Consider the following 22,779-nt stretch of genomic DNA (forward strand, 5'->3'; position numbering starts at 1 on the left):
GATAGGGAAGGGAGACGCAGAATGCGCACGAAAGCCGGCGCCGTCGCGATGGCCGCGGTCTCAATCTTGCTCAACGCATCGCTCGGACCGGAGCAGGCCTCGGCCTCGCCGACTGAGGGCGTCCGGCACCTCTCGGCGAAAGTCGTGGTGAACCATCCGCCGGCGAAGCATGGAGCCTACTACCAAGGCATATCCCAGAGCGCGATCACCGCTTTGAAATGGCCGAAAAATCGATGAGGGCGGCTTTGCCGCCCATCAAGCCGAAGACCGCCTGACAAGGAAACGAAAGATTTGAGCCTCTCTTCCCTCGAAAACCATCTCGCTGCTCGCCTTCGACCGGGCCGTTCCGGCAACCCCGTCATGTTCGTCGGATTGCTGGCGCTTTGCTCGGCCTACATCCAGGGACCCTTGACGAAAATCTTCGACTTCCCGGGCGCGCTTGCCGAGATGGAGCATTTCGGCCTCCATCCGGCGCCGCTCTTTGCGGTCGGCGTCATCGTTTTTGAGCTTATGATGTCGGCGCTGATCCTCTCGGGCATTTATCGCTGGGTGGCGGCAGGCGCGCTTGCGGCCTTCACGCTCGCCGCCACCTTGCTTGCCTTCCGCTTCTGGGAACTGCCGCCCGGCATGGAGCGTGCGATGGCGACAAACGGCTTCTTCGAGCATATCGGCCTTGCCGGCGCCTTCGTGCTCGTTGCACTCTATGATCTGCGCGAACGTGCATTCACGGGGAGGGGCGGCCAATGACGCAGGCAGCGACCAACAATGCCGGCACCTTCGCGCCCTTGCGCCAGAAGGTCTTCGCCGTCCTCTGGGTGGCGACGATCATCGGCAATACCGGCAGCTTCATCCGCGATGTCGCGAGCTCCTGGCTCGTCACCGACCTGTCGGCAACCCCCGCTGCCGTCTCGATGATCCAGGCGGCCGCGACGCTGCCGATCTTCCTGCTCGCCATTCCCGCCGGCGTTCTCTCCGATATTCTCGACCGCCGCAAATTCCTGATCGTCGTACAGTTCCTGCTCGCCTCCGCGAGCCTTTGCCTGTTGTTCCTCTCCGCAAGCGGACTGCAGTCGGTGACCTCGCTGATTGCGCTGACCTTCGTCGGCGGCATCGGCGCAGCGCTCGTTGCCCCCACCTGGCAGGCGATCGTGCCGGAGCTCGTGTCGCGGCCGGACGTCAAGGGCGCGGTCGCGCTGAACTCCCTCGGCATCAACATCTCCCGCGCGATCGGCCCGGCGCTTGGTGGTCTGCTGCTCGCCTGGTTCGGCGCGGCCGTCACCTACGGCGTCGACGTCATCAGCTATGTCTTCGTCATTGCCGCCTTGGTCTGGTGGCGGCGGCAGGTGCCGGAGGACGACGCGCTCGCCGAGCGTTTTCTCGGCGCCTTCCGCGCCGGGCTGCGCTATGCGCGCGCCAGCCGCGAGCTGCATGTGGTGCTTTTGCGTGCAGCCGTGTTCTTCGCCTTTTCAAGTGCGATCTGGGCGCTGCTGCCGCTGGTCGCCCGCCAGCTTCTCGGCGGAGGCGCCAGCTTCTACGGCATCCTGCTCGGCGCCGTCGGCGCCGGTGCGATCGGCGGCGCGCTGGTGATGCCGCGGCTGCGCGCGCGAATGGATGCCGACGGGTTGCTGCTTTTGTCCGCGGTTCTGACCGCCGCCGTCATGGGCGTGCTTTCCTTCGCACCGGCGCAATGGGTGGCGGTGGCGGCGCTGCTCGTCTGTGGTGCGGCCTGGATCACGGCATTGACGACGCTGAACAGCACCGCGCAAGCGATCCTGCCCAACTGGGTGCGCGGCCGCACGCTCGCCGTCTACCTGACCGTCTTCAATGGCGCGATGACCGGCGGCAGCCTTGCCTGGGGCGCGACGGCCTCCGCGATCGGGGTACCTTTCACGCTGGCCGTTGCGGCCATCGGCCTTCTCTGCGTCGGCTTCGCCTTCCACGCCATGAAGCTGCCGAAAGGCGAGGCGGATCTCATTCCTTCCAACCATTGGCCGGAGCCGCTGACCAGCGAGCCGGTCGAACACGACCGCGGACCGGTTCTCGTCCTGATCGAATACACGATCGACAAGGCGGATCGGTCCGAGTTTCTGAAGGCGCTCGCCCGCCTGTCGCACGAGCGGCGGCGCGACGGCGCTTATGGCTGGGGCGTGACCGAGGACGCGGCCGATCCCGGGCGCCTCGTTGAATGGTTCATGGTCGAATCCTGGGCCGAGCACCTGCGTCAGCACAAGCGCGTGTCGAAGGCCGATGCCGACATTCAGGACGACGTCCGCCGCTACCACAAGGGGCCGGCCGCGCCGGTCGTCAACCACTTTCTCGCGATCAACCATCCCCATCTCGGTTGACGCGGACCGCACGTCCCGGCGCGGATCACGCGCCGGGGGCCAGATCTCGAAGACATGTACCCAACCCAAACAAAGGAACCGTTCCCATGACCGAGAACTTCGTCAGGACTGAAGACGGCGTCGATATCTTCTACAAGGATTGGGGCTCGGGCCAGCCCATCGTCTTTCACCACGGCTGGCCACTGTCGGCGGACGACTGGGACGCGCAGATGCTCTATTTCGTCAACAAGGGCTTTCGCGTCATCGCCCACGACCGCCGTGGTCATGGCCGTTCGACGCAGGTGAGCGAGGGCCACGACATCGCCCATTATGCGAAGGACGTTGCGGCGGTGACCACCAAGCTCGGCCTCAGCGATGCCATCCACATCGGCCACTCCACCGGCGGCGGCGAAGCGGTGGCGTATGTGGCGCGTCATGGCGGCGGCCGGGTTTCCAAGCTGATCATCGTCGGCGCCGTGCCGCCGATCATGGTCAAGACGGCGAACAATCCGGGTGGCCTGCCGATCGAAGTGTTCGACGGTTTCCGGGCGGCGCTTGCTGCCAACCGGGCGCAATTCTTCCTCGACGTTCCGAGCGGTCCGTTCTACGGCTACAACCGGCCGGGTGCCGAAGCGTCGCAGGGCGTCATCAGCAACTGGTGGCGCCAGGGCATGATGGGCAGCGCCAAGGCGCACTACGAAGGCATCAAGGCCTTCTCGGAAACCGACTTCACCGAAGATCTGAAAGCGATCGACGTGCCGACGCTCGTGATGCACGGTGACGACGACCAGATCGTGCCGATCGACGACAGCGCGCGACTGGCGGTGAAGCTGCTGAAGAACGGCACGCTCAAGGTCTACGAGGGTTATCCACATGGCATGTTGACAACCCATGCCGATGTCATCAATCCCGACCTGCTCGCCTTCATTAAGGCCTAAAGCTCGGGCACGGTCCGCGGTGTCCGGGTATTGCGGACCGTGCCGGGACAACGCTACTGCATGGTTCCCTATTCATCGCCGGTTTTGCGGACGGAACATGCAGCGCTTCGAAGCGCTACAGCGCCCTCTATGCGCCTCAAAGGCGCGCGGCGCTGTAGTGCCGGCGCCGCATCGACAGCGGCGCGCAGCCGTAGCTGTCGCCAGCAAATCATCGTCAGTGGTTTCAGCGCGCCCGCTTCGGTCGGCGAACCGCCCGGACGACGCCGCTCGGGCCGCCGCCGCAAAAGAAACGTTCGCCGCCATCGGATTCCAGGCCCGAGACGCCCATTCCGGACGGCATGGCGACCGTTTCAAGCACTGCTCCCGTGTGCGGATCGATGCGCCTGAGATCGCTTTCGTCGCCTTCCCAGGTGCCGTGCCAAAGTTCGCCGTCGACCCAGGTCACCCCAGTCACCACGCGTTTGGATTCGATCGTGCGCAGGATTGCGCCGTTCTCGGGATCGATCTGATGAATTTTGCGGCCCCGATGCTGCCCGACCCAAAGCGTGCCCTCGGCCCAGGCGAGGCCGGAATCGCCGCCGCCGCCCGGTGCCGGGATCGTTGCGAGAATTTTCCCGGTTTCCGGATCGATCTTCTGGATGCGATCTTCGGCAATCTGGAAGAGGTGCTTGCCGTCAAACGCGGTGCCGGCATGGGCGGCGACGTCGATCGAACGGACAGGCGCACCGTTTTCCGGGTCGAAGGCGTTGATCGTGTCACCGGCGGCAAACCACACGTTGCGGCCGTCGAAGGTGACGCCGTGGACCTGGTCTGCCCCGGGGAACGGGCCATAGATCTGGATGATTTCGGCTTCGGATCTTTTCATGTGTCTGATCCTATTCGTTTGGCAAAGGGCCGGGGAGTAACAAGACTGTCGGGAATGCGGCAATGGGCGTCACGACCCAGCGCCGTGCCCGCCCGCGCCCGATCGGTATGACCTTGCCTTGCGAGGCGAGCTCTTCGAGGGCCCGCTGCACGGTTCGCGCGCTGGCGTCGAGCGCGATCGCGAGCGCCGAACTCGACCACGCCTCGCCATCCGCGAGCAGCGCCTGCATGGTCGCATGCCGCTCGTCGACGGGCGGCGCGAGGACGACAACCTTGTGCTTGCCGTGCGGCACCAGCCGAAAGCCGTCGCTTGTCGCCTTGATATCTGCAAGCGGGCGCAGTTCCTCGCGCAGCCGGCCGATTTCGACGCGCAGCCTTGCCCGGTGGGATTCGTCGACATGCCGTGCGCCGAAGGCGCGGGCAAGCAAGGTGCGCCGCGAGACATCTTCCGGCCAGGCTTCACCAAGCGTGCGCGCCAGCGCAAAGAGCACCGGCCGGGTGGCAAGCGTGCACAGGGTCGCTTGTCTTCTGACGAGGTTCCGGCAGGCATCGACGACAAGGGCGCCGGAAGCAAGCAGCTCTTCGACCTCGCCTAGCTGCAGCGAACGCTCTTCTCCGTCCGCCATCAGGCGGGCAGCCGGAGCTTTGAGCACGGCGGCCGCGTTTTCGACTTCGAGGATCAGGGCGGGAATGCCAGTCGCCCGTGCCGCCGCGTCCGCGCGCCCGAAGGCGGCGGTGGCGGCCTCGGTCCGCAACCGGCGCACCGCGATGCCGGCGAGCGCCAGTTCGTGGGCGGCTTTCGACAGCGGTGTCAGCCGTGTCGTATCGATGCCGGCAAGAAGGCCCTCGGCCTCGTCCAACCGGCCGATCAAGAGCAGCCGCCGCGCGCCGAGATTGCGGGCGTGGGCGGCGTTGAGGTGGTCGCCATGGGCTTCGAGCGTCGAGCGGGCGGCGTCGAGCGCGCGCATCGGCCAGGAGAGATCGCGGGAGACGATGGCGATCTCGGCCTCGGCGACGATGCACCGCGCTCGCGCCACCGCTTCCTTGGGGCCGAAGGCGCGCGCGGCGTTTTTCAACAGGACCTTTGCGCGGGTGAAGTCGCCAAGCTGGGCCATGGCGATGCCGCGTAGCGCCAGAGCCGGCGGATCGTCGCGCAGCGCCACCCGCTTCAGCGCGCCGAGCGGATCGCCCGACGCCAGAGCGCGCGCTGCGGCCGTGATCAGCGAATCCATCGAAATCCCGTCACACTTGTCACTCCCGCAAGCCGTGTCCCAGCCTTTATCTATCTCTCCGGTGGCAACCGACAACAGAAAGAAGCTTGGCCGCACAATCAAGCGGAAACAGTCGGGCAAGCAGAAACACCCAGGCAAGCAGAAACAGTCGGCGCGTGCCTTCAAGGCTGCATCGAAGGTGAATCTGCAACTATTATGAAATTCTTTCGGAACTCCTGTCGGCTCGGTGTCGGCGCGAGCGTCTTTCAATGGGGCGGATGCGGGGGATGTCCCAGGTACGGTCCGCCGCGCGATCAGATTGCACAATTTGTCGGCGTGGCCGGACGTTCGGCCGGGCGGCTTGAAGGAGATTGCAATGACCAATTCGCATTACCGTTGGGTCATCGTGGCGGCGGGCGGGCTGCTCGGCTGCCTGGCGATCGGCGCCATGTTTTCGCTTCCAGTGTTCCTGCTGCCGATTTCGCGTGACACCGGCTGGTCGGTGACCGGCGTTTCGAGCGCCATGACCATCGGCTTCCTGGCCATGGCCTTTGCCAGCATCGCTTGGGGCAGCCTTTCCGACCGGTGGGGCGCACGCCCGATCGTGCTCATTGGCTCGGTGCTCCTGGCTGTCAGCCTGATGGCGGCAAGCTGGGCGCCCTCGCTGATCGCCTTCCAGATCCTTTTCGGTGTCGTCGTCGGCACGGCGACGGCGGCGATCTTCGCGCCGATGATGGCCTGCGTCACCGGCTGGTTCGACACGCATCGGAGCCTCGCGGTCTCGCTCGTGTCTGCCGGCATGGGCATGGCGCCGTTGACGATGTCGCCCTTCGCCGCCTGGCTGGTTTCCGCCTACGACTGGAGGACGGCTCTCCAGATCATCGCGCTCGTCGTCGCCGTCATCATGATCCCGGTCTCTTTCCTCGTTCGCCAGGCACCGGCCCTTGCCGGCGGCGCTGCCGCGGCCTCGCCCGAGGAAGAGCCGCAGTCGTCGATGACGACCAGCCAGGTGCTGAAATCGCCGCTCTTCATCATCCTGCTTCTGACCAACTTCTTCTGCTGCGCCACCCATTCCGGCCCGATCTTCCACACGGTGAGCTACGCGATCACCTGCGGTATTCCGGTCATGGCGGCCGTGTCGATCTACAGCGTCGAAGGGCTCGCCGGGATGGGCGGCCGCGTCGTCTTCGGCCTGCTCGGAGACCGCTTCGGGGCCAAGCGCGTGCTGGTTCTCGGATTGCTCGCCCAGGCCTTCGGGGCGCTTGCCTATGTCTTTGCCGCCGGGCTCGGCTCGTTCTACGCGGTCGCGGCCCTGTTCGGCTTCATCTATGCGGGAGTCATGCCGCTTTATGCGGTGCTTGCCCGCGAGAATTTCCCGCTGCGGATGATGGGGACGGTGATCGGCGGAACGGCCATGGCCGGCAGCCTCGGCATGGCGACGGGACCGATTGCCGGTGGCCTGATCTATGATGCGCTGGCAAGCTACACCTGGCTCTACATCGGTTCCTGGGGCATCGGCCTCGGCGCGTTCCTGATCGCGCTCACCTTCCGACCGGCGCCGCGCTACCAGTCGGTGGCGGCCGCGGCCTGATCCGAGCGCTGACAACGAGAAAAGGGCTCCGCCTGGGAAGGGGGAGCCCTTTGGATTGTTCTAACTCCAATCCGTCTGTCTTAGCGCTCATCTATCCGGACGGTTCGCGCACCGACATGCAGCGCCCGTCCCGCGCCCATTCCCATGATCGCGACACCGATACCGAGCGCGATGAAGAGAACGGCGCTGGCGGCGAAGCTGCCGGTCCAACTGCGGATGAAGCCGACAAGCAGCGGGCCAATGGCGGCAAGCACGTAGCCGACGCCCTGGGCCATGCCGGAGAGATGCGCCGCCACGTGGGAATCCGGTGAGCGCAACACGATGAGTGTCATCGCCGCGGCAATGAGGCCACCTTGGCCGATCCCTTGCAGAACGGCCCAGACGAGCACCGTCGAGAGCGGCGCGAAAAGGATGCCGATCAGCGCGATGACGGCAGCGGCGACAAGCGCCACGCAGACGGCGCGCTGGTCGCGGCGACGGACGGCGAAGGACGGCACGAGCAGGCATGTGACGACCTGCATCATGATCGAGGCGGAGACGACCGCGCCGGCGGTTGCGGCATCGAGGCCACGCTCACGCAGGATCGGGGCCATCCAGCCGAAGACGCAATAGGCGAGCGCGGATTGCAGACCCATGAACAGCGTCACCTGCCAGGCGAGCCGATCGCGCCAGAGGCCGACGACGCGGAAGCCGCTGTGGCGGGCTTGCGCCTTGCCGCGCAGCGCCTGCGGTGCCCAGATCATCAGCACGATGAGGGCGGGTACCGCCCAGGCCGCGAGCGCGCCGGACCAGGAGCCGACCACATGGTGTTCGATCGTCAGCGTCAGGCCGGCGGCGCTGGCAGCACCGGCGCAGAGCGCCATGGTGTAGAGCCCCGTCATCATCGCGGCGCGGTCGGGAAAGTCACGCTTGACGAGGCCGGGAAGCAGCACGTTGCCGATCGCGATCGCCGCACCCGCGGCAAATGTCGAAAGGAAAAGCAGCGGCACGGACTGGACGCCACGCAGACCCGTACCGAGCGTGAGCAGAACGAGCACCCCGAGAAGCGTGCGTTCGGCACCGAAGCGCTGCGCGAGCTTCGGCGCAAGCGGCGCGAAGAGGCCAAGGCAGAGCACCGGGAGCGTGGTGAGTACGCTGGCGCTGGCGGTGGAAAGGCCGGTCGCCTGCATCACTTCGGGCAGCAGCACCGAGAGGCTCGAAAACAGCGGCCGGAGGTTGAAGGCGATGAGCACGAGGCTGGCGCCCAAAAGGATGCGGGCGTTGCGGCTCAGCACCGGTGGCTGCGGGGCTGGCAGGCTGTCGGCCTCGGCATCGATCAACTGGTCTTCGATGTCCAGCGGTTCGGCGGCTTCGGCCTTGTGGGGGTCGCGAAAAGTCTGGTTCATTGGGAAAGTAGCCGATCAAGTTCAGCGAGGACGGGGGCCATGAACGCCCGAACGGCGGCCGCGGCCTTGTCCGGGTCACTGGTCGCTATGGCCTCGACGATAGCCGCATGCGCCCGGTCGTCCGGCTCCGGCAGGTCGCCCGACAGCGTCGAGTGGATGGTTTCGAGAATGGCCGAGGTGAAAAAGTCATAGAGCTCGACGATCGCCCTGTTGCCGGAGGCTTCGACGATCGACCGGTGGAAAGCGATGTCGCGTCGGCCGAAGTTTTCACGCCCGCCATCGGCAACCGTGCCGCGGGCGAGAAGAAGGCGCTTCATCTGTTCCAGGTCCTTGGGCGTATGCCGGAGCGCCGCCAGGCGGGCGGCTTCCACGTCGAGGGCCGCGCGCGCCTCCCATTGGTCGCGCAGGCTCGCCCGCTTGACGCGGTCAAGCGCGCCCGAACTGTCGACCGTCGAGCGGACATAGGTGCCGGAGCCCTGGCGGGCGTCGAGCAGCCCTTTCGAGATCAGGACGCGAACGGCCTCGCGCACGGTCCCACGGCTCACCGCCAGGAGTTCCGTCAGCGCCGTTTCGTTGGGTATGCGCTCGCCAATGGCCCAGCGACCACTGAGGATTTCCGCCCGCAGGCTTTCGGCAGCGCTCTCGGCAAGGCTCGTACGATTGATCGGTTGCATCCGTCTGCTCATCAAGTCATCAGATGATTTGACCGATAGGGCGAGGCGTTCGGAGAGTCAAGCGTGACAGAGAGAGAGAGAGAGAGAGAGAGAGAGAGAGAGAGAGAGAGAGAGGTGTAGCGGGCGCACGACTGGTTTCGGCGACCGGATTTGTCGGCGGCTGGTGCGTGAGCCTTAGCTTCGCAGAACGGCAGTCGCGCGCCGGTGGGGCGCGCGATGCTCAGGCTTTAACTCCGGGAACGGGTTCCCGGCACGGTGAGATCTCAGTTGAGCCTGAGATCGAGACCGGGGTGCAGCTTCTTGAGGTTCGGCAGCGATTTCGACTGCCACGGGATCTCCGAGGTTCCGCGCACCGTCAATTGCACGTTCGGGCGGTTGCGTGCCTCGATCGTCAGCTTGGCGAGCAGGTTGATCCCGGACGAGTTCAGGAACTGCAGTTCGGTGAGGTCGATCGTGACGTGCTCGGGCTCGGTCTCCAGCACGCCCATCACCGTCGAGAAGATCGGCGCATAGGCTTCCGTTCCCGGCAGCCGCATCGTGCCTTCAAAATGAATATCGTTGCCTTCGGACCAAACGCGATACTCTTCTTCGTCCTTGTTTTCCATGTTCACCGGCTCATCAGTTCGAGAGGTCTGGGACCGCAATGGAGGCATAAGTCTCCAATGAGGTTTCGCCGTCGTCACCCTGGGCGCCAAAAACCCAAGCGAAACGAACGCCATAATCGCTCATCAGCGTCAAAAGACCAAGCCCCGAGCCGCTCTTGCCGAGCCCGGTTGCGTTGGCTTCGATGCGCTCGATGAGCAAGTCGCCCGGGTCGCCGTCGGCGATCTCGGACAAAAGATCCTGGAAGCGCGCAGCCGCTTCGTTGTCGATCACGTTCGACACTTTCGTGCGGAAGCTTTGCGCCTCGAGGGCGGCCTCGACGACTACGGACCCGGAAGCGCGGAACTTCACGGCATTCTCGACCAGTTCGTTGGTCAGGTAGCCGATGTTGTGGCGCACTTCCCGATAGGTGTTGCGCGACGCGCGGTAGCGCAGCGCCGCCAGTTCCGCGACGAAATCCGAAGCCATGGCGCAATGCTTCCAGCTGAGATCCAGCGGCCCGTCGTAAAGACGCAGCCGGGTCATCTTCTGGTGGGCGCCGATCGTCAGGTCCGCCAGTCCGTAGAGCGTGGTCATCTGATCACCTGTGTCTCATGACGACGAGTGTGATGTCGTCGTAGATCTTCTGCTTGCCGATATGCGCCATCAGGTCCTCGATGATACCCGATTTGACGTCCTCGGCGCTCTGTCCGTAAAACTTTCCGGCACTCTCGCACAGTCGCTCGATGCCAAACAGTTCGCCCTTGGCGTTCGCCGCCTCGGTCACGCCGTCCGTGTGCAGCACGATCATGTCGCCGCGGCCGAAGGAGATCTCGCGGGTGGCAACAAAGCGCGAAATGTCCGATTCCAGGCCGATCGGCAGGCCGAGGTCGAGCGTGTCGATCCGCTCGATTTCAGCCCCCTTGCGCACGACGATCAGTTCCTCGTGCTGCCCCGACAGCGTTAGGCGGCCGGCGTCGTAGTCGAGGAAGGCGAGCGACAGATGCTTGTCGGTGTTGGTGCGCACGATGTTCTTGTAGATGGCGCGGTTGAGGCGGTTGAGGAACTGCTCCGGGTCCATGTCGCCGGCTTCCTGCAGGGCTCTAGCGACCGACTGCACCATCAGCATCAATACGCCGCTTTCAAGGCCATGACCGGTCACGTCGCCGATGCCGATCTTCAACCGCTCGCCGTCGCGCAGCACGTCGTAGTAGTCGCCGCCCACCTCGTCGGCCGGGCGCATATAGGCGGCGATTTCGAGATCGGCGATTTCCGCGAGCTCGCCTGCCTTCGGCAGCACCATCATCTGGATCTGCTTGGCAACGGCAAGCTCGGCGCCGAGGCGCAGGTTCTCGCTGCGCAACTGTGTGTTCAGCGTCGAAATCTGATGGTTGGCGTCCTCGAGCTGCTTGGTGCGTTCGGTCACCAGGTTTTCGAGGTTCTCGGTGTGGTAGCTGATCTCCTCAGCCATTCTGTTGAAGGCGATAGCGGCTTCACCGACTTCGTCGCGCGTGGTGATGGGCACACGGACGGAATAGTCCTTCGCTTCGATGCTGGTTGCCGCTCCGGCGAGCGCGCTGATGCCGCGGGTCACCCGCTTGGAGATGCCGAACACGGCGAGCGTGACGAACAGCAGCGAAGCGAGCAGGGCCAGGATCTGGTAGATGAGGATGCGGTTCGTCGCTTCGGAGATACTCGCCTGTGCCGCAAACAGCGAGGCGTAGATCTCCCGCTCCGGCACGACGATGCCGATCGACATGGTCTCGCGGCGCACCGGGCCGGATACCCAGAGGTTCTCCGGCTCGAGCTGCTTCAGGAGTATGAGATAGGGGACCTTCTCACCGGCTTCGTCGAGCAGCACCCGCTGAATGGCGCCATCGGTGCCGAGCGGCAGCTCTGCGATTGCGGGCTGCGCGCTGCGGCGCAGCGAGCGCTCCAGTCCGGTGACGCCTTGTCCACCCGTGTCGCTGGACCGCCGCAGGCCGATCACCTTTTCGCCGACCGGATTGATGGCAAGCACGTTGCCGTCGGACATGACAAGAAATCCGAAGCCGCTGTCGCCGACCTTGACGCTCTCGACGACCTCGGCCAGCTGGTCGAGCGTGATATCGGTTCCGGTCGCTCCGGCGACACCCTTGCGGTCCGGTGTCCAGAGCGGCTGGAAGAAACTCACGATCAGCTTGCCCGAGGCCGCATCGGTGTAGGGCGCCGTCTGCGTGGTATCGGCTGCAACGGGCCTGAGGCTCGGGTTCTTCGCCCATTCTTCCCAGGAGTCGTAGAGACCGGGGAAGAAGAAGTTCCAGAAGTTGGCTTCGTTATGGCCGGGGTAGAGACGGTCGAACGTCTGCGCCTGGTCCGCATAGGGCGCCATCCGCAAGATCGGCCGTTCCTTTGGCCCGACGTAGTACATCTGCAGTTTGGAGCGGCCGTGCGCAAGCAAGGCAGGCGCAACCAGATCGAGAACGGCACTGTTCTCGATATCGGCCTGCACCTCGGGCAGGGGTCGGTGGTCGGGGCCGAGCAGATAGCTCCACACGCTTACGCTTGAGAGCTGCCCCGGAAGGTTCTGCGCCCATCCACCTTTGGCATCGTAGGTGACGGTAACGGATTCCGGTGCATGCCGCGCAAGCGCTTCACCGACGTCGGAGCGGCGCACGGGGCGGTCGATCTGCGCCTGGATTACGCCTGCGAGCGTGGCGACGTCGGCGTGAACCTGGCCGAGCAGAAGATTAACCCGCGCGGCCGTCGATTCCGCATAGGTGAGCATGTAATCTTCGTTGGCGTTTTGCAGGCCCTGTCCGACCTCCGCCGTCGCGTCGCGCGACAGCCTTTGAACGTTCCAGAGCGCCAGGCCGCCTGTCAGCAGGAGGTCGAAGAGCACGGCGCTGCCGACCACCAGCACGAACTTGGCGCGAAAGGATCTCAAACCGAACCGGGGACGTTGGATATTGCTCGCGTTCATAGTGGTTTGCGCCCGGACGCTGCCCAGATCGGCCAGCCCGCATAACCCTTCGGATGCAGGGCAGCGAAGACGTGATCCCGGAAGCCCTGACGGAACCGCTCAATGAATTCGGGTGTTTCGCCGTGCCTCACCGCCATGTCCGTAAACATCTTCTCCCAGCCGGCGATGATATCGGCGAAATCCTGTGGATCACCGTCCAGATTGGTGACCATGAAGGATTCGACCAGGATGTCGTCGAAGCCCGTGTCGGCAAGATAACGCCGGCTCTTCGGCCCGAACTCCACATCGATCTCGAAATTGGTCAAAAGCCGCGCGAGCTCATTGTAGGTCCATTGGATGCTTTGCGCCCGCGGCTCGCCGAGGCAGTGCGAGTTCTTCTCGTTGGTGATGTAGACGCGGCCGCCCGGCTTCACGATCCGATAGAGTTCCTTGAGAAGAAGCTCCGGCTGATTGAAGACCTGCAGCGAGTGGCGGCAGCTCACGAAGTCGAACTGATTGTCCTCGAGCAGCATCTCCGAGGCGTCGCCGTAGGTGTATTCGATATCCGTCACGCCGAACTCGGCGGCCACCTTGCGGGCATAGGCGAGGCTCGGCTTCGAGTGGTCGAGGGCGACGATCCGCGACGGCTGGAACTCCTTCTGCGCGAGCACGGCGAAATCGCCGATGCCGCAGCAGATGTCGGCCACGGCGATGCCGGGCCGCATGCCGTGGCGCGGCAGGATGGTGCGCTCGTGACGCCAGGTCAATTTCGTCTGCGCGCGCAGGATTGGAATGAAGCTCGTATCCTCGAAATAGTCCTGGCCGGGATAGAACATCGAATCGTAGACCTCGACGGAGATCTGCGGCTCGATCGTGCTCAGGTGCCGGAACATGCGCGTCGTCCAGCTGACGACGCTTGAGGTGACGACGATCAGGCGCAGGTCCGACCGCTCCCGGCAGGCGTCGAGGGCCACCCGGATGAAGGCCTGGAAGGCCGTGTTGTTCATCTGGATGAGGCGCTTCACATCGATATAGAGAACGCCGCGCACCGTATCGATCGCTTCCCTCAGCGCATGGATACTCTCGGCGATCTCATCGATCGAACGCGGACGGATCGTTCCGGCAAGCGAGAAGATCTGGCTGTTCGGATCGAAATCGACCTTGAAACGCTGAGGAAGGCTCGCCGCGATCAACTCACCATTCCTTCAAGAGGAAGATCCACGATCAGGGTGATGGCTGGAGCGGCATCCTCGTCAAGCCGGAGGCGGGCGTCATAATTGACCGCGAGGTCCAGAAGCACCGATTCCCGGCTGGGGGCAAGGTCGTTGGAGATGGCGTCGAGATAGCGGGCCTGGGCATCGCTCTCACGGGTTTTCGAGACCGCCTCGCGATAGAAGCGCGCCTGACCAGGCGGGCATGGGAAGCTCAGCTGAACCCGCTCCGTGGCGCCCTGGCGATAGATCGACAGGCCGATCTTTCCGTCGGTGGTGCCGCCGCGAAACGAAACTTCCAGAAGCTCGTTGAGGGCGGAGGAAAAGAAGTTCGAATGCCGTACCGGGTCGGTCCTGTTGTGGCTGATCATCCGGGCGAGGTAGCTCGAGACATGATCGCAATGGTGCCAGTCCGAGAGGAAATCTTCCATCTCCATGTCGAACTGAAGCAACGGCTCGAAAGCCGTTTCCGTGGTCTTGTTGACACTAGCACCCATGCAGCAATGCCCTCCGCACCCCGAACTCTGCCACGGCCATACGCGACTTTCTATAATGATTTCTAACCACGCAACCCCGGGATCTCGCATGAAGACAACCCGGGTTTTGCCTCGCGCCGCATCGGGCGCAACGCACGGATGCGGGGGGCTACAGCGTCGCCATTGCCGATGAGCGGCGAAGATAGGCGCCGATCGCGTCTGCAGGCATGGGCATGCCCAGGAAATAACCCTGCAGACGGTCGCAACCCTCTTTTCGAAGCCAGACGGCCTGCCCGATCGTCTCGACGCCCTCGGCGGTCACGCGCATGCCGAGACCGTGGGCAAGGCCGATGATCGACCGGACGATCGTCTGGCTCTTTTCGTCGCTTTCCAGATCCTTGATGAAGTAGCGGTCGATCTTGATCGTATCGAAGGGGAAATTCTTGAGGTAGCTGAGCGACGAATAGAAGGTACCGAAATCGTCGAGCGAGATCTGGATACCGAGCACGTTGAGCGTGTTCAGCGTGTCGAGATTGTTGGTCGTGCGTTCAAGCAGCACCGATTCGGTGACTTCCAGTTCCAGCCGGTCGGCCCTCAGGCCCGCCATGTCGATCGCCTGCGCGATCCGGTCCGTCAGGCCCTCGCGCAGGAACTCTGCCGGCGACAGGTTGACGGCGACGGTGAAGTGCGACGGCCAGGTGGCGGCCTGCCGGCAGGCCTCCTCCAACACCCATTGGCCGATCTCGTTCATCAGGCCGTCGGCTTCCGCCATCGGGATGAAGACGTTGGGCGGGATCGTGCCGACCAGCGGATGGTGCCAGCGCACCAATGCCTCGAAGCCGACGATCGAGAACGGTGGTTCGACGAGCGGCTGGTACTCGATCGAAAACTGCCTGTCCTGCAGCGCGGTGCGCAGACTGCGGCGCAGCATCTCGCGCTGTTCCAGCACGATCAGCATGGAGCGGCTGAAGGTCTTTGCCCGGCCCCGTCCGTCCTTCTTGGCGGCATAGAGCGCAATGTCCGCCGCCTTCATCAGTTGCTCGATGTCGTTTCCGTCATTCGGCGCAATGGCAATGCCGATGCTGGCGCCAACGAAGACCGAGATGCCGTCGATGGTGAAAGGTTCGCTGAATGCCTCGATCAGGGCTTCTGCGAGATATTCGGCGTCCGCCGGCTGGTCGCTTTGCCGCTGGATGACGGCGAATTCGTCGCCGGCCAGACGATAGGCGACTTCGCGGTCGCGAAGGGCGCCGCGAATGCGCTCGGCCGCCATCTTGAGGACGGCGTCGCCGGCGCCGTGACCCAGCGTGTCGTTGACCGGCTTGAAATCGTCGAGGTCGATCTGCATCAGCGCCAGCTTCTCGCCGGGTGTCGGCAGGATGCTTTGCAGGTCGTCGCTGAACTGCCGCCGGTTGGGCAGGCCCGTCAGCACATCGTGGGTCGCCTGGTGCAGCAGCAGCGCGCGCTCGCTTTCGCCATGGCTGCCGACCTCGCGGCGGGTCGCGCGGCCGCTCGTTTCGAGCACGCCGATGCCGCGCATCGCGCGAAACACGAGCAGCGTGCGTCGCGACTTGGTAACGGCGTCGACCACTTCGACGCTGCGCGGCACGCCATAGGCGATGACGGATTCGACCGCCGCCTTGGAAACGGGCGCAAGCAATTCGGGATAGAGGTGCCACAGGGTGGCATCGACCAGCGTGCCGACTTCGTAGGTTTCCTGCAGCGCCGGCGAGGCGCTGGTCAGATGAAAGGCCTCGTCATAGAACGAGAGAACTTCGTCCGTATGAGCCGCAACGGGATCTTGCACTGAAGCTGAAGCAGACAAGGTTGCATCAGTGTCCGGCATGCTTGCCTTTCCCTCTCTGTTTCGAACGCGCCCGAAGAATGTGAAAGCCCGCTCCAACGGCGCTCCGGTTCGGCTCGTCCTTCTGCAAAGCTATCGCGTCGCCCGCCCGGGTCAATGCCAATAGGCTGCCTGCGATCTTACCTGTGGAAACCTCGCTTCGGAGCATGGCGAGCGCTGCTCGATATCCTTTGCCCCACACGGTTGTATATAAGCTTCCTCTTGTATCATTTGCCATCATTGCATGCAATTTGGGGCGGAACGGCTGTGGGCGTTTCGGCCCCGCCTGCGCGCATGTCCCATTGTGGGACGCCGTATCAACAGGGGTTTCAGGTGTCTATTGCGGCCGGTCGCGGCCAAGCAAACGGCACATACGCCTGGGCAACGGACCTAGTGGGCTCCGTTTAAGTATCGGTTAACCATAAAGGAAGTTTTCAGGGGATTATGTGGCTTCACCCATCCCGCGATCACCCGGAATTAAGAACCACAGGCCCGTTGGCCACCGGGTTGCCGGTGGCCAACCGCTGTCATGCTCAGTGCGTGCTCAGAATCACGTCGGTCTTCTGGAAGGTTCGGACGTCGATCAGGCCCTTGTCGGAAATCCTGAGTTCCGGGATGACGACCAGCGCCAGCAGCGAGTGCTGCATATAGGCGTTGTTGAGCCGGCAGCCGCAGGCGCGCATGGCCTCGACGATGGCGGCGGCCCTTTCGGCGACGATCTCTGCCCGCTGGTCCGACATCAGCCCGGCGACGGGCAACTCGACCAGGGCCAGTTCGCGGCCTTCCTTGATGACGACGATGCCGCCGCCGACCTCGTGCAGGCGGTTGGCGGCCATAGCCATGTCCGCCTTGTTCGTGCCGACGACGATCATGTGGTGGCTGTCATGCGCGACGGTGCTCGCCATGGCGCAATCGCTGTCATAGCCGAAGCCGGAGACGAAGGCGTTGACCACGTCGCCGGTGCCGCGGTGGCGCTCGACGAGCGCGATCTGGCAGACGTCGTTGGCCCGGTCCATCTGCACGAGGCCGTTTTCGATCGCGACCTCGGCCTGAAGCGCCCGCGTCGGCGCCTGGTTCTCGACGACGCCGATCACGTTGACCCGCGCGCGTGTCGCCCGTGCGTTGGATGGGATGTCGAAATCCGCAGCCGCCAGCAACCGGCCGAGGTGGACGGTGTTGCGGGCGCTTTCCGGGTAGACATAGGCCGGGATATCGCGTGCCAGCGCACCGCTTTCGGCCATCAGCTCGCCGCGGGCAAAGACCATTTCGATCGGCAGCGCGGCGAGATCCGAGGTGACGATCAGGTCTGCCCGACGACCCGGTGCGATCGAGCCGATTTCGCGCTCGAGGCCGAAATGCTGGGCGGTGTTCAGCGTCGCCATCTGGATCGCGGTGACGGGCTTCAGGCCCTGGGCAATGGCATGGCGCACCACGCGGTTCATGTGGCCGTTGTGAACCAGCGTGCCGGAATGGCTGTCGTCGGTGCAGAGCAGGAAATTGCGCGGGTCGAGGCCGGATTCGGTGACGGCCTTGATCTGTGCCGCCACATCGTACCAGGCCGAGCCGAGGCGCAGCATGGCGCGCATGCCCTGGCGAACACGAGCGATCGCGTCGTCGACGGTCGTGCCTTCATGGTCGTCGGCCGGGCCGCCGGCGGCATAGGCGTGGAACTCGCGGCCGAGATGCGGCGAGGCATAGTGCCCGCCGACCGTCAGCCGCGCATCCTGGGTGGCGGCGATCTCGGCCATCATCTTCGGGTCGTTTCCGGCGACGCCGGGAAAATTCATCATTTCGCCAAGGCCGATGACGTTCGGCCAGGCAAGCGCCTCGGCAACATCCTCGGCCGAAAGCTCGGCGCCGGCGGTCTCGAGACCCGGCGCACTCGGCACGCAGCTCGGCACCTGGACGAGCACGTTGATCGGCAGGCTCTGGGCTTCCTCGTTCATCAGCCGGACGCCGTCGAGGCCGAGCACGTTGGCGATTTCGTGCGGGTCGATGAACATGGTGGTGGTGCCGTGCGGAATGACCGCGCGGGCAAATTCGGTGACGGTGACGAGGCCGCTTTCCACATGCATGTGCGCGTCGCAGAGGCCGGGAACGAGATAGCGGCCGGCGGCGTCGACGACCTTGGTGCCTTCGCCGATCGTGTGGCTGGCGTCCGGGCCGACATAGGCGAAGCGGCCGGCTATGACGGCGATGTCGGTGCCGGGGATGATTTCGCCGGAGTAGACGTTGACCCATTTGCCGTTGCGGATCACGAGATCGGCGGGCTTGCGGCCCATGGCGACGTCGACCAGTTCGGGTGCGGTCTTCGACCAGGATTGAAGCATGACAGTTTCCTTCGGATGGGCGATGTCGGCGCCCCACCATCGAGGGCGCCGAAGGATTTCTGGCGGTTACTGGGTCTGGGCGACGAGAGCCGCGGCAAGCAGGGCCACGAACCACATCACCGGTCTTACATCGCCGGCCCGGCCGCAGACCAGCTTGATCAGCACATAGGCGATGATCGCAAGTGACAGGCCGAGCGTGATCGAGAACGTGAGCGGGATCAAGACGATCGCAAGGAAGGCAGGGATCGCCTCGTCGAGCGCGCTCCAACGGATGTTGCTGATCGGCTCGGACATGAACAGACCGGTGAGGATCAGCACCGGTGCGGTCGCGACCGCCGGCACCAGGGAAAGCAGCGGCGACAGGAACAGGAAAGGCACGAAGAGAAGACCCGCGACCAGCGCGACGAGACCAGTGCGTCCGCCCTGCTGGATGCCGGCGCCGGATTCGAGATAGACGGTCGCCGGGCTGGTGCCGAGCGGTGCTGAAATCAGCGCCGCGATGGCGTCGACATGCATCGATTCCCGAATGTTGCGCGGCATGCCGTTTTCATCCTTGAGGTCGGCCGCTTCCGCGAGACCGAGGAAGGTCGAAAGCGCCTCGATGAAGTTGGTGAACAGGAAGACGAAGATGAAGGGCAGGTAAATCAGGTTCAGCGCGCCCAGGAGATCGATCTGGCCGACGAAGCTGAAATCCGGCGCAGCGGAAAAGCCGCTCCAGTTGACGAGCGTGTGTACATCGGGCGTCTCCGGCCAGAACGCAGCTCCGTCGCCCCACCAACGGCCGATCGGGATCGACAGGATGGTGGTGAGGATCATGCCGGCCATCATTGCACCGGGCACCCGCCGGACCACCAGTGCCACCGTCAGCACGAAGCCGGCGATGAAGGTCAGCGTCACCGGATTGAACTGCGTGAGACCGACGATCGTATCGGGTTTGGCGACGATGAACTTGGCGTTTTCCAGGCCGATCAGTGCGATGAACAGGCCAATGCCGCAGGCGATGCCATAGCGCAGATCGACCGGGATCGCCTCGATGATCGTCTGGCGCAAATTGAAGAACGCCATGACGGTGAAGAGCACGCCGGCCCAGAATACGCAGCCGAGCGCGACCTCGAGCGGCACCTTGGCGCCGACAACCATGGTGTAGGCAAAGAGCGCGTTGATGCCCATGCCGGGCGCCACCAGAATGGGGCTGCGCGCATAAAGCCCCATGGCGCAGCTGCCGATGAAGCTGACGAGCACCGTCGCCGTCACGCCCGCCGAAAACGGGATGCCCGCATGCGCGAGGATCGAGGGATTGACGACGATGACGTAGGAGGCGGCGAGAAAGGTGGTGAGGCCTGCGAGGATCTCGGTGCGGACGGTCGAGCCGAGCCGCGAAATCTGGAAGTAGCGGTCGAGCAGCGCTGCGAGCCAGGATGTCTCCGGGCTCGGTGCCGCCTCCACGGACTTGTTCTGATAGTTCATCTTGTTCCCCTTTTTTTGAACGAAGAAGGGGGCCGGCGTGACCGGCCCCCTTCCAAGGCATTATTCCGCAGCGACTGCGCGCTCGTCGCCGCCGGCGGGCGAAAACGGCGAGATCACCTTCAGCCCGACGCAGTCGACGACACCGAGATCGGTGATCGCATATTCCGGGATCGCGGTGATCTGCAACACGAACATGTACATGAAGGGCCAGGGCAGCGGGCAGCCGAGCGCGCGGGCCGCATCGTCGAGCTGGTCTTCCAGCGCCGCCATCTCGGCCGGCTCGATGTCGGAGACGATGCCGCCGATCGGCAGGTGCAGGAAGGCCTCGACCTTGCCGTTCCGGACCACCACCTGGCCGCCATTGTTGGCGATCAGGTGATTGATGGCGGTGCGCATGTCCTCGAGATCGGCGCCGATGCAGATGATGTTGTTGTCGTCGGGAGCCGTGGAACTGGCGATCGCGCCTTCCTTCAGGCCGAAGCCGGAGGTGAAGGCGACCGGGCGGTTGTTCGTCTTGCCGTAACGCTCGACCACGGTGACATATTGGACGTCCGCAGCGGGATCGGCGAGAACCTCGCCATCCTTGACCTTAAGCGTCACGTCGCGGCGAGTGCGCACGAAGATCTTTTCCGGGGTGACGGCGATCGCCATCGCGTCCGCCGTCTCGCCGGCGCCGTGATAGGCAACCTTGAGATCGCCGGGCTGCAGCGGTTTTACCTTGACCGAGTTGAGCAGGGCGACGCTGCGCTCAGGCGGCGTCAGCTCGATCGCCATCTTGCCGTTGCGGGCGACCACTTCGCCCTTGGCGACGACGGTTTCGATGCTGAAGTTGCGCAGGTCGTCGACGAGCAGGATGTCGGCGGCGCGGCCGGGCGAGATCGAGCCGACCTTGTCGTCGATCCTGAGCGCATCGGCGCCGTTGATGGTTGCCATCTGGATCGCTGCCATCGGCGAAATGCCCATGGCGATCGCCATGCGCACCATGTTGTCGAGATGGCCGCGCTTCAGGATGTCGCTCGCTACCACGTCGTCGGTGCAGAAGCTGATGCGGCGCAGCGCCTTGACGCCCATTTCGGTGACGATGCGCAGGTTGTCGGAAAGGAAATGCGAAATCGAGGATTCGCGCACGACCACATGCATGCCGGCGCGCAGCTTTTCGAGCATTTCCTCGGGTGTGTAGCTTTCATGATCGGCGCGCACGCCGGACTGCTGGTAGCCGTTGAGCCGCGCGCCGCGGGTCATCGGGCAGCAGCCGAGCACCGGAAGCCGGCTCTTTTCCGCAAGTTCGAGCGCCGCCAGGACGTCGGCGTCCTCTTCCTGGATGAATTCGCGCACGGTCTCCCAGATGCCGACGCATTCCGGCCAGTGGTGCGTCGCCTGGTGATCGGCCGGGCTGAAATAGTGGCCGACGGTCGAACGCGGCATGGTGTAGGGCGTCTTGCACGGCGCGCCCCAGAAGACCTTGAGCGGCGTTTGCTTGGCTTCATCGAGGAACTCGCGCGCAGCGGCGGGGCCGCCGACGACGATGATCTGGTCGAGACCGGTGACGATCGAGGTGGTGCCGAGCGGCACGACAGCCTTGGCAAAGCTCGTCAGCGACATCTTCGAGCATTCGACATGCAGATGTCCGTCGATCATGCCCGGTGCCAGGTACTTGCCGGTGGCGTCGACGATCTTCGTCTCAGGCCCGATATAGTCGGTGATGTCGCCGACCGCGATGATGCGTTCGCCATAGATGGCGACGTCGGCCTGATAGATCTCTTCCGAAACGACGTTGACCAGGCGACCGCCGCGGATCGCCAGCGTTGCCTTGCCGCCGGTGCCGGATGCGGCGCGAATGAATTCTCTGATATCGCTCACTGGAACCTCTTCTCCCTTAGCTCCAGTGAATATTCCCAATTCCCAGTCGTTTACACAATGGGCCGAAATAGGCTAATCTATGGACATATCGTACAAGATTTTGGACGAAATATGGATCTCTCGCTCATCGACTGCTTTGTGAAAGTTGCGGATTCCCGTTCGATTTCAGCGGCTTCGCGTCGCCATCGCCTGCCGAAATCGACGCTCAGCCATAAGATCCGACAATTGGAGGACGAGTTCGGCATCGAACTCTTCGTGCGCGAGGGCCATCAGTTGCATGTGACCGATGCCGGCGCCGAGTTCCTGCGCTACGCGCGCCTGATCCAGTCGAATTGCGACGATGCGGCAACGGCGATGGCGGAGATGCGCCAGGAGGTGGCGGGCACGCTGCGCGTGGGCTCGACCGGCGAATTCGGCACGACCATCACCTCGGAACTGCTCTACGCCTTTCGCCAGCAATATCCGCAAGTCAATCTCGACGTCGTGTTCCTGTCCTCACGCCAGCCCTTTTCCGATGTCACCGAACAGGCGCTCGACGGCATTTTCCACTGGGGCGAGCCGTCCGATGTGGACTACATCAGCCGGCGGCTTTCGGTCTCCTCCTACGGCCTCTTCGCGAGCCCGCAATACATCGCCCGCCATGGCCAGCCGGATGATCCGGATGCGCTCGCCGGCCATCGCGGCCTCGTCTTCCGCCAGCCGACGCGGTTGCAGTCCTGGTATCTGACGCAGCCCGGCGAGGACGAGGTGGACCTGCTTCCGACCGCCACCTGCACCACCAACGACTATTGGACGATCAAGTATTTCGCCGTCGCCGGCGAGGGCATTGCCTATCTGCCCGACTTCTTCGTCGAGACCGAGCGGCAGGCGGGGCTGCTCGAGCCGGTGCTATCGGACTGGCGCTCGCCGCAGACGGCGATCAACCTCATCTATTCGCGCCGCCGGCACGTCTCGAAGCGGTTCAAGGCCTTCGTCGATTTCTGCATCGACTTCTATCGCGACCGGGACCGGGTGAAGATCCCGCGCTACTACGTGGAGCGCGTCAGCCTCTAGAGGCGGGGCAGGGCCATGCAGCGGCGTCT

At 64.2% G+C, this 22,779-nt stretch carries 19 protein-coding genes; 6 read left to right on the plus strand and 13 right to left on the minus strand.

The genetic code is table 11. From position 1 onward, the window contains the following. The first annotated feature begins 21 nt into the window (after positions 1–21). The 4 genes from OKW20_RS10985 to OKW20_RS11000 all read left to right on the plus strand — a co-directional run bounded on the left by OKW20_RS10985 (position 22) and on the right by OKW20_RS11000 (position 3,262). Positions 22–237 (plus strand): hypothetical protein, encoded by a 216-nt coding sequence (locus OKW20_RS10985; RefSeq protein WP_060520016.1) that lies wholly within the window; start codon positions 22–24, stop codon positions 235–237. 123 nt (positions 238–360) lie between these two features. Next, a complete protein-coding gene (locus tag OKW20_RS10990) occupies positions 361–747 on the plus strand; it encodes a DoxX family protein (protein WP_429172338.1) in 387 nt (128 codons plus the stop codon). Next, positions 744–2,345, plus strand: a complete 1,602-nt coding sequence (locus OKW20_RS10995) for an MFS transporter (RefSeq protein ID WP_090299078.1) — start codon at positions 744–746, stop codon at positions 2,343–2,345. The genes OKW20_RS10990 and OKW20_RS10995 overlap by 4 nt, the downstream gene beginning before the upstream one ends. A gap of 86 nt (positions 2,346–2,431) precedes the next feature. Next, positions 2,432–3,262 (plus strand): alpha/beta fold hydrolase, encoded by an 831-nt coding sequence (locus OKW20_RS11000; protein WP_429172144.1) that lies wholly within the window; start codon positions 2,432–2,434, stop codon positions 3,260–3,262. A 223-nt stretch (positions 3,263–3,485) separates the two neighbouring features. On the opposite strand, the gene OKW20_RS11005 is transcribed toward OKW20_RS11000, so the two are convergent. Then, positions 3,486–4,127 (minus strand): DUF5074 domain-containing protein, encoded by a 642-nt coding sequence (locus tag OKW20_RS11005; protein ID WP_429172145.1) that lies wholly within the window; start codon positions 4,125–4,127, stop codon positions 3,486–3,488. A gap of 10 nt (positions 4,128–4,137) precedes the next feature. After that, positions 4,138–5,358, minus strand: a complete 1,221-nt coding sequence (locus tag OKW20_RS11010; RefSeq protein WP_429172147.1) for a helix-turn-helix domain-containing protein — start codon at positions 5,356–5,358, stop codon at positions 4,138–4,140. 355 nt (positions 5,359–5,713) lie between these two features. On the opposite strand from OKW20_RS11010, the gene OKW20_RS11015 reads away from it, so the two are divergent. After that, complete coding sequence (locus tag OKW20_RS11015) at positions 5,714–6,928, plus strand: MFS transporter (RefSeq protein ID WP_429172149.1); 1,215 nt, start codon at positions 5,714–5,716, stop codon at positions 6,926–6,928. An 80-nt stretch (positions 6,929–7,008) separates the two neighbouring features. Here the strand turns inward: OKW20_RS11015 and OKW20_RS11020 are convergent, their stop codons facing one another. From OKW20_RS11020 to OKW20_RS11070, 11 genes are all read right to left on the minus strand, one after another. Then, positions 7,009–8,313, minus strand: a complete 1,305-nt coding sequence (locus OKW20_RS11020) for a CynX/NimT family MFS transporter (RefSeq protein ID WP_052202069.1) — start codon at positions 8,311–8,313, stop codon at positions 7,009–7,011. Next, positions 8,310–8,987 (minus strand): FadR/GntR family transcriptional regulator, encoded by a 678-nt coding sequence (locus OKW20_RS11025; RefSeq protein ID WP_429172152.1) that lies wholly within the window; start codon positions 8,985–8,987, stop codon positions 8,310–8,312. Before OKW20_RS11025 ends, OKW20_RS11020 begins: the two co-directional genes overlap by 4 nt. Positions 8,988–9,250: 263 nt before the next feature. Next, positions 9,251–9,592: a slr1659 superfamily regulator gene (locus tag OKW20_RS11030; protein WP_043624455.1), complete on the minus strand. Its 342-nt coding sequence runs from the start codon at positions 9,590–9,592 to the stop codon at positions 9,251–9,253. A 13-nt stretch (positions 9,593–9,605) separates the two neighbouring features. Further along, positions 9,606–10,166, minus strand: a complete 561-nt coding sequence (locus OKW20_RS11035) for a slr1658 superfamily regulator (protein ID WP_043624452.1) — start codon at positions 10,164–10,166, stop codon at positions 9,606–9,608. Positions 10,167–10,170: 4 nt separating this feature from the next. Next, positions 10,171–12,531, minus strand: coding sequence for a SpoIIE family protein phosphatase (locus tag OKW20_RS11040; protein WP_043624450.1), 2,361 nt, complete (start codon positions 12,529–12,531; stop codon positions 10,171–10,173). After that, positions 12,528–13,703, minus strand: a complete 1,176-nt coding sequence (locus tag OKW20_RS11045) for a methyltransferase domain-containing protein (protein WP_429172154.1) — start codon at positions 13,701–13,703, stop codon at positions 12,528–12,530. Before OKW20_RS11045 ends, OKW20_RS11040 begins: the two co-directional genes overlap by 4 nt. Beyond that, positions 13,700–14,218: a hypothetical protein gene (locus OKW20_RS11050; protein WP_034790260.1), complete on the minus strand. Its 519-nt coding sequence runs from the start codon at positions 14,216–14,218 to the stop codon at positions 13,700–13,702. The genes OKW20_RS11045 and OKW20_RS11050 overlap by 4 nt, the downstream gene beginning before the upstream one ends. Positions 14,219–14,366: 148 nt before the next feature. Further along, positions 14,367–16,043 carry a putative bifunctional diguanylate cyclase/phosphodiesterase gene (locus OKW20_RS11055; RefSeq protein ID WP_429172155.1) on the minus strand — a complete coding sequence of 559 codons (1,677 nt, stop codon included), beginning with the start codon at positions 16,041–16,043 and terminating at the stop codon, positions 14,367–14,369. A 530-nt stretch (positions 16,044–16,573) separates the two neighbouring features. Further along, positions 16,574–18,370, minus strand: coding sequence for an adenine deaminase (gene ade, locus OKW20_RS11060; RefSeq protein ID WP_429172157.1), 1,797 nt, complete (start codon positions 18,368–18,370; stop codon positions 16,574–16,576). 66 nt (positions 18,371–18,436) lie between these two features. Beyond that, positions 18,437–19,837: an NCS2 family permease gene (locus OKW20_RS11065; RefSeq protein ID WP_429172159.1), complete on the minus strand. Its 1,401-nt coding sequence runs from the start codon at positions 19,835–19,837 to the stop codon at positions 18,437–18,439. Positions 19,838–19,897: 60 nt separating this feature from the next. After that, the gene (locus OKW20_RS11070; protein WP_429172161.1) at positions 19,898–21,697 is read right to left on the minus strand and encodes an adenine deaminase; all 1,800 of its coding nucleotides are present in this window, start codon (positions 21,695–21,697) and stop codon (positions 19,898–19,900) included. Positions 21,698–21,808: 111 nt separating this feature from the next. On the opposite strand from OKW20_RS11070, the gene OKW20_RS11075 reads away from it, so the two are divergent. Next, positions 21,809–22,750 carry a LysR family transcriptional regulator gene (locus tag OKW20_RS11075; protein ID WP_043624434.1) on the plus strand — a complete coding sequence of 314 codons (942 nt, stop codon included), beginning with the start codon at positions 21,809–21,811 and terminating at the stop codon, positions 22,748–22,750. The last annotated feature ends 29 nt before the right edge of the window (positions 22,751–22,779 follow it).

The organism is Ensifer sp. LBL (assembly GCF_050435225.1).
Lineage (GTDB): Bacteria > Pseudomonadota > Alphaproteobacteria > Rhizobiales > Rhizobiaceae > Ensifer.

Coding starts and splice junctions, on each gene's coding strand:
- OKW20_RS11065 (WP_429172159.1), bottom strand. CDS start 19,837: ATGAACTATCAGAACAAGTCCGTGGAGGCGGCACCGAGCCCGGAGACA.
- OKW20_RS11000 (WP_429172144.1), top strand. CDS start 2,432: ATGACCGAGAACTTCGTCAGGACTGAAGACGGCGTCGATATCTTCTAC.
- OKW20_RS10990 (WP_429172338.1), top strand. CDS start 361: ATGTTCGTCGGATTGCTGGCGCTTTGCTCGGCCTACATCCAGGGACCC.
- OKW20_RS11040 (WP_043624450.1), bottom strand. CDS start 12,531: ATGAACGCGAGCAATATCCAACGTCCCCGGTTCGGTTTGAGATCCTTT.
- ade (WP_429172157.1), bottom strand. CDS start 18,370: ATGCTTCAATCCTGGTCGAAGACCGCACCCGAACTGGTCGACGTCGCC.
- OKW20_RS11005 (WP_429172145.1), bottom strand. CDS start 4,127: ATGAAAAGATCCGAAGCCGAAATCATCCAGATCTATGGCCCGTTCCCC.
- OKW20_RS11075 (WP_043624434.1), top strand. CDS start 21,809: ATGGATCTCTCGCTCATCGACTGCTTTGTGAAAGTTGCGGATTCCCGT.
- OKW20_RS11020 (WP_052202069.1), bottom strand. CDS start 8,313: ATGAACCAGACTTTTCGCGACCCCCACAAGGCCGAAGCCGCCGAACCG.
- OKW20_RS10985 (WP_060520016.1), top strand. CDS start 22: ATGCGCACGAAAGCCGGCGCCGTCGCGATGGCCGCGGTCTCAATCTTG.
- OKW20_RS11010 (WP_429172147.1), bottom strand. CDS start 5,358: ATGGATTCGCTGATCACGGCCGCAGCGCGCGCTCTGGCGTCGGGCGAT.
- OKW20_RS11015 (WP_429172149.1), top strand. CDS start 5,714: ATGACCAATTCGCATTACCGTTGGGTCATCGTGGCGGCGGGCGGGCTG.
- OKW20_RS11055 (WP_429172155.1), bottom strand. CDS start 16,043: ATGCCGGACACTGATGCAACCTTGTCTGCTTCAGCTTCAGTGCAAGAT.
- OKW20_RS11035 (WP_043624452.1), bottom strand. CDS start 10,166: ATGACCACGCTCTACGGACTGGCGGACCTGACGATCGGCGCCCACCAG.
- OKW20_RS11025 (WP_429172152.1), bottom strand. CDS start 8,987: ATGCAACCGATCAATCGTACGAGCCTTGCCGAGAGCGCTGCCGAAAGC.
- OKW20_RS10995 (WP_090299078.1), top strand. CDS start 744: ATGACGCAGGCAGCGACCAACAATGCCGGCACCTTCGCGCCCTTGCGC.
- OKW20_RS11030 (WP_043624455.1), bottom strand. CDS start 9,592: ATGGAAAACAAGGACGAAGAAGAGTATCGCGTTTGGTCCGAAGGCAAC.
- OKW20_RS11050 (WP_034790260.1), bottom strand. CDS start 14,218: ATGGGTGCTAGTGTCAACAAGACCACGGAAACGGCTTTCGAGCCGTTG.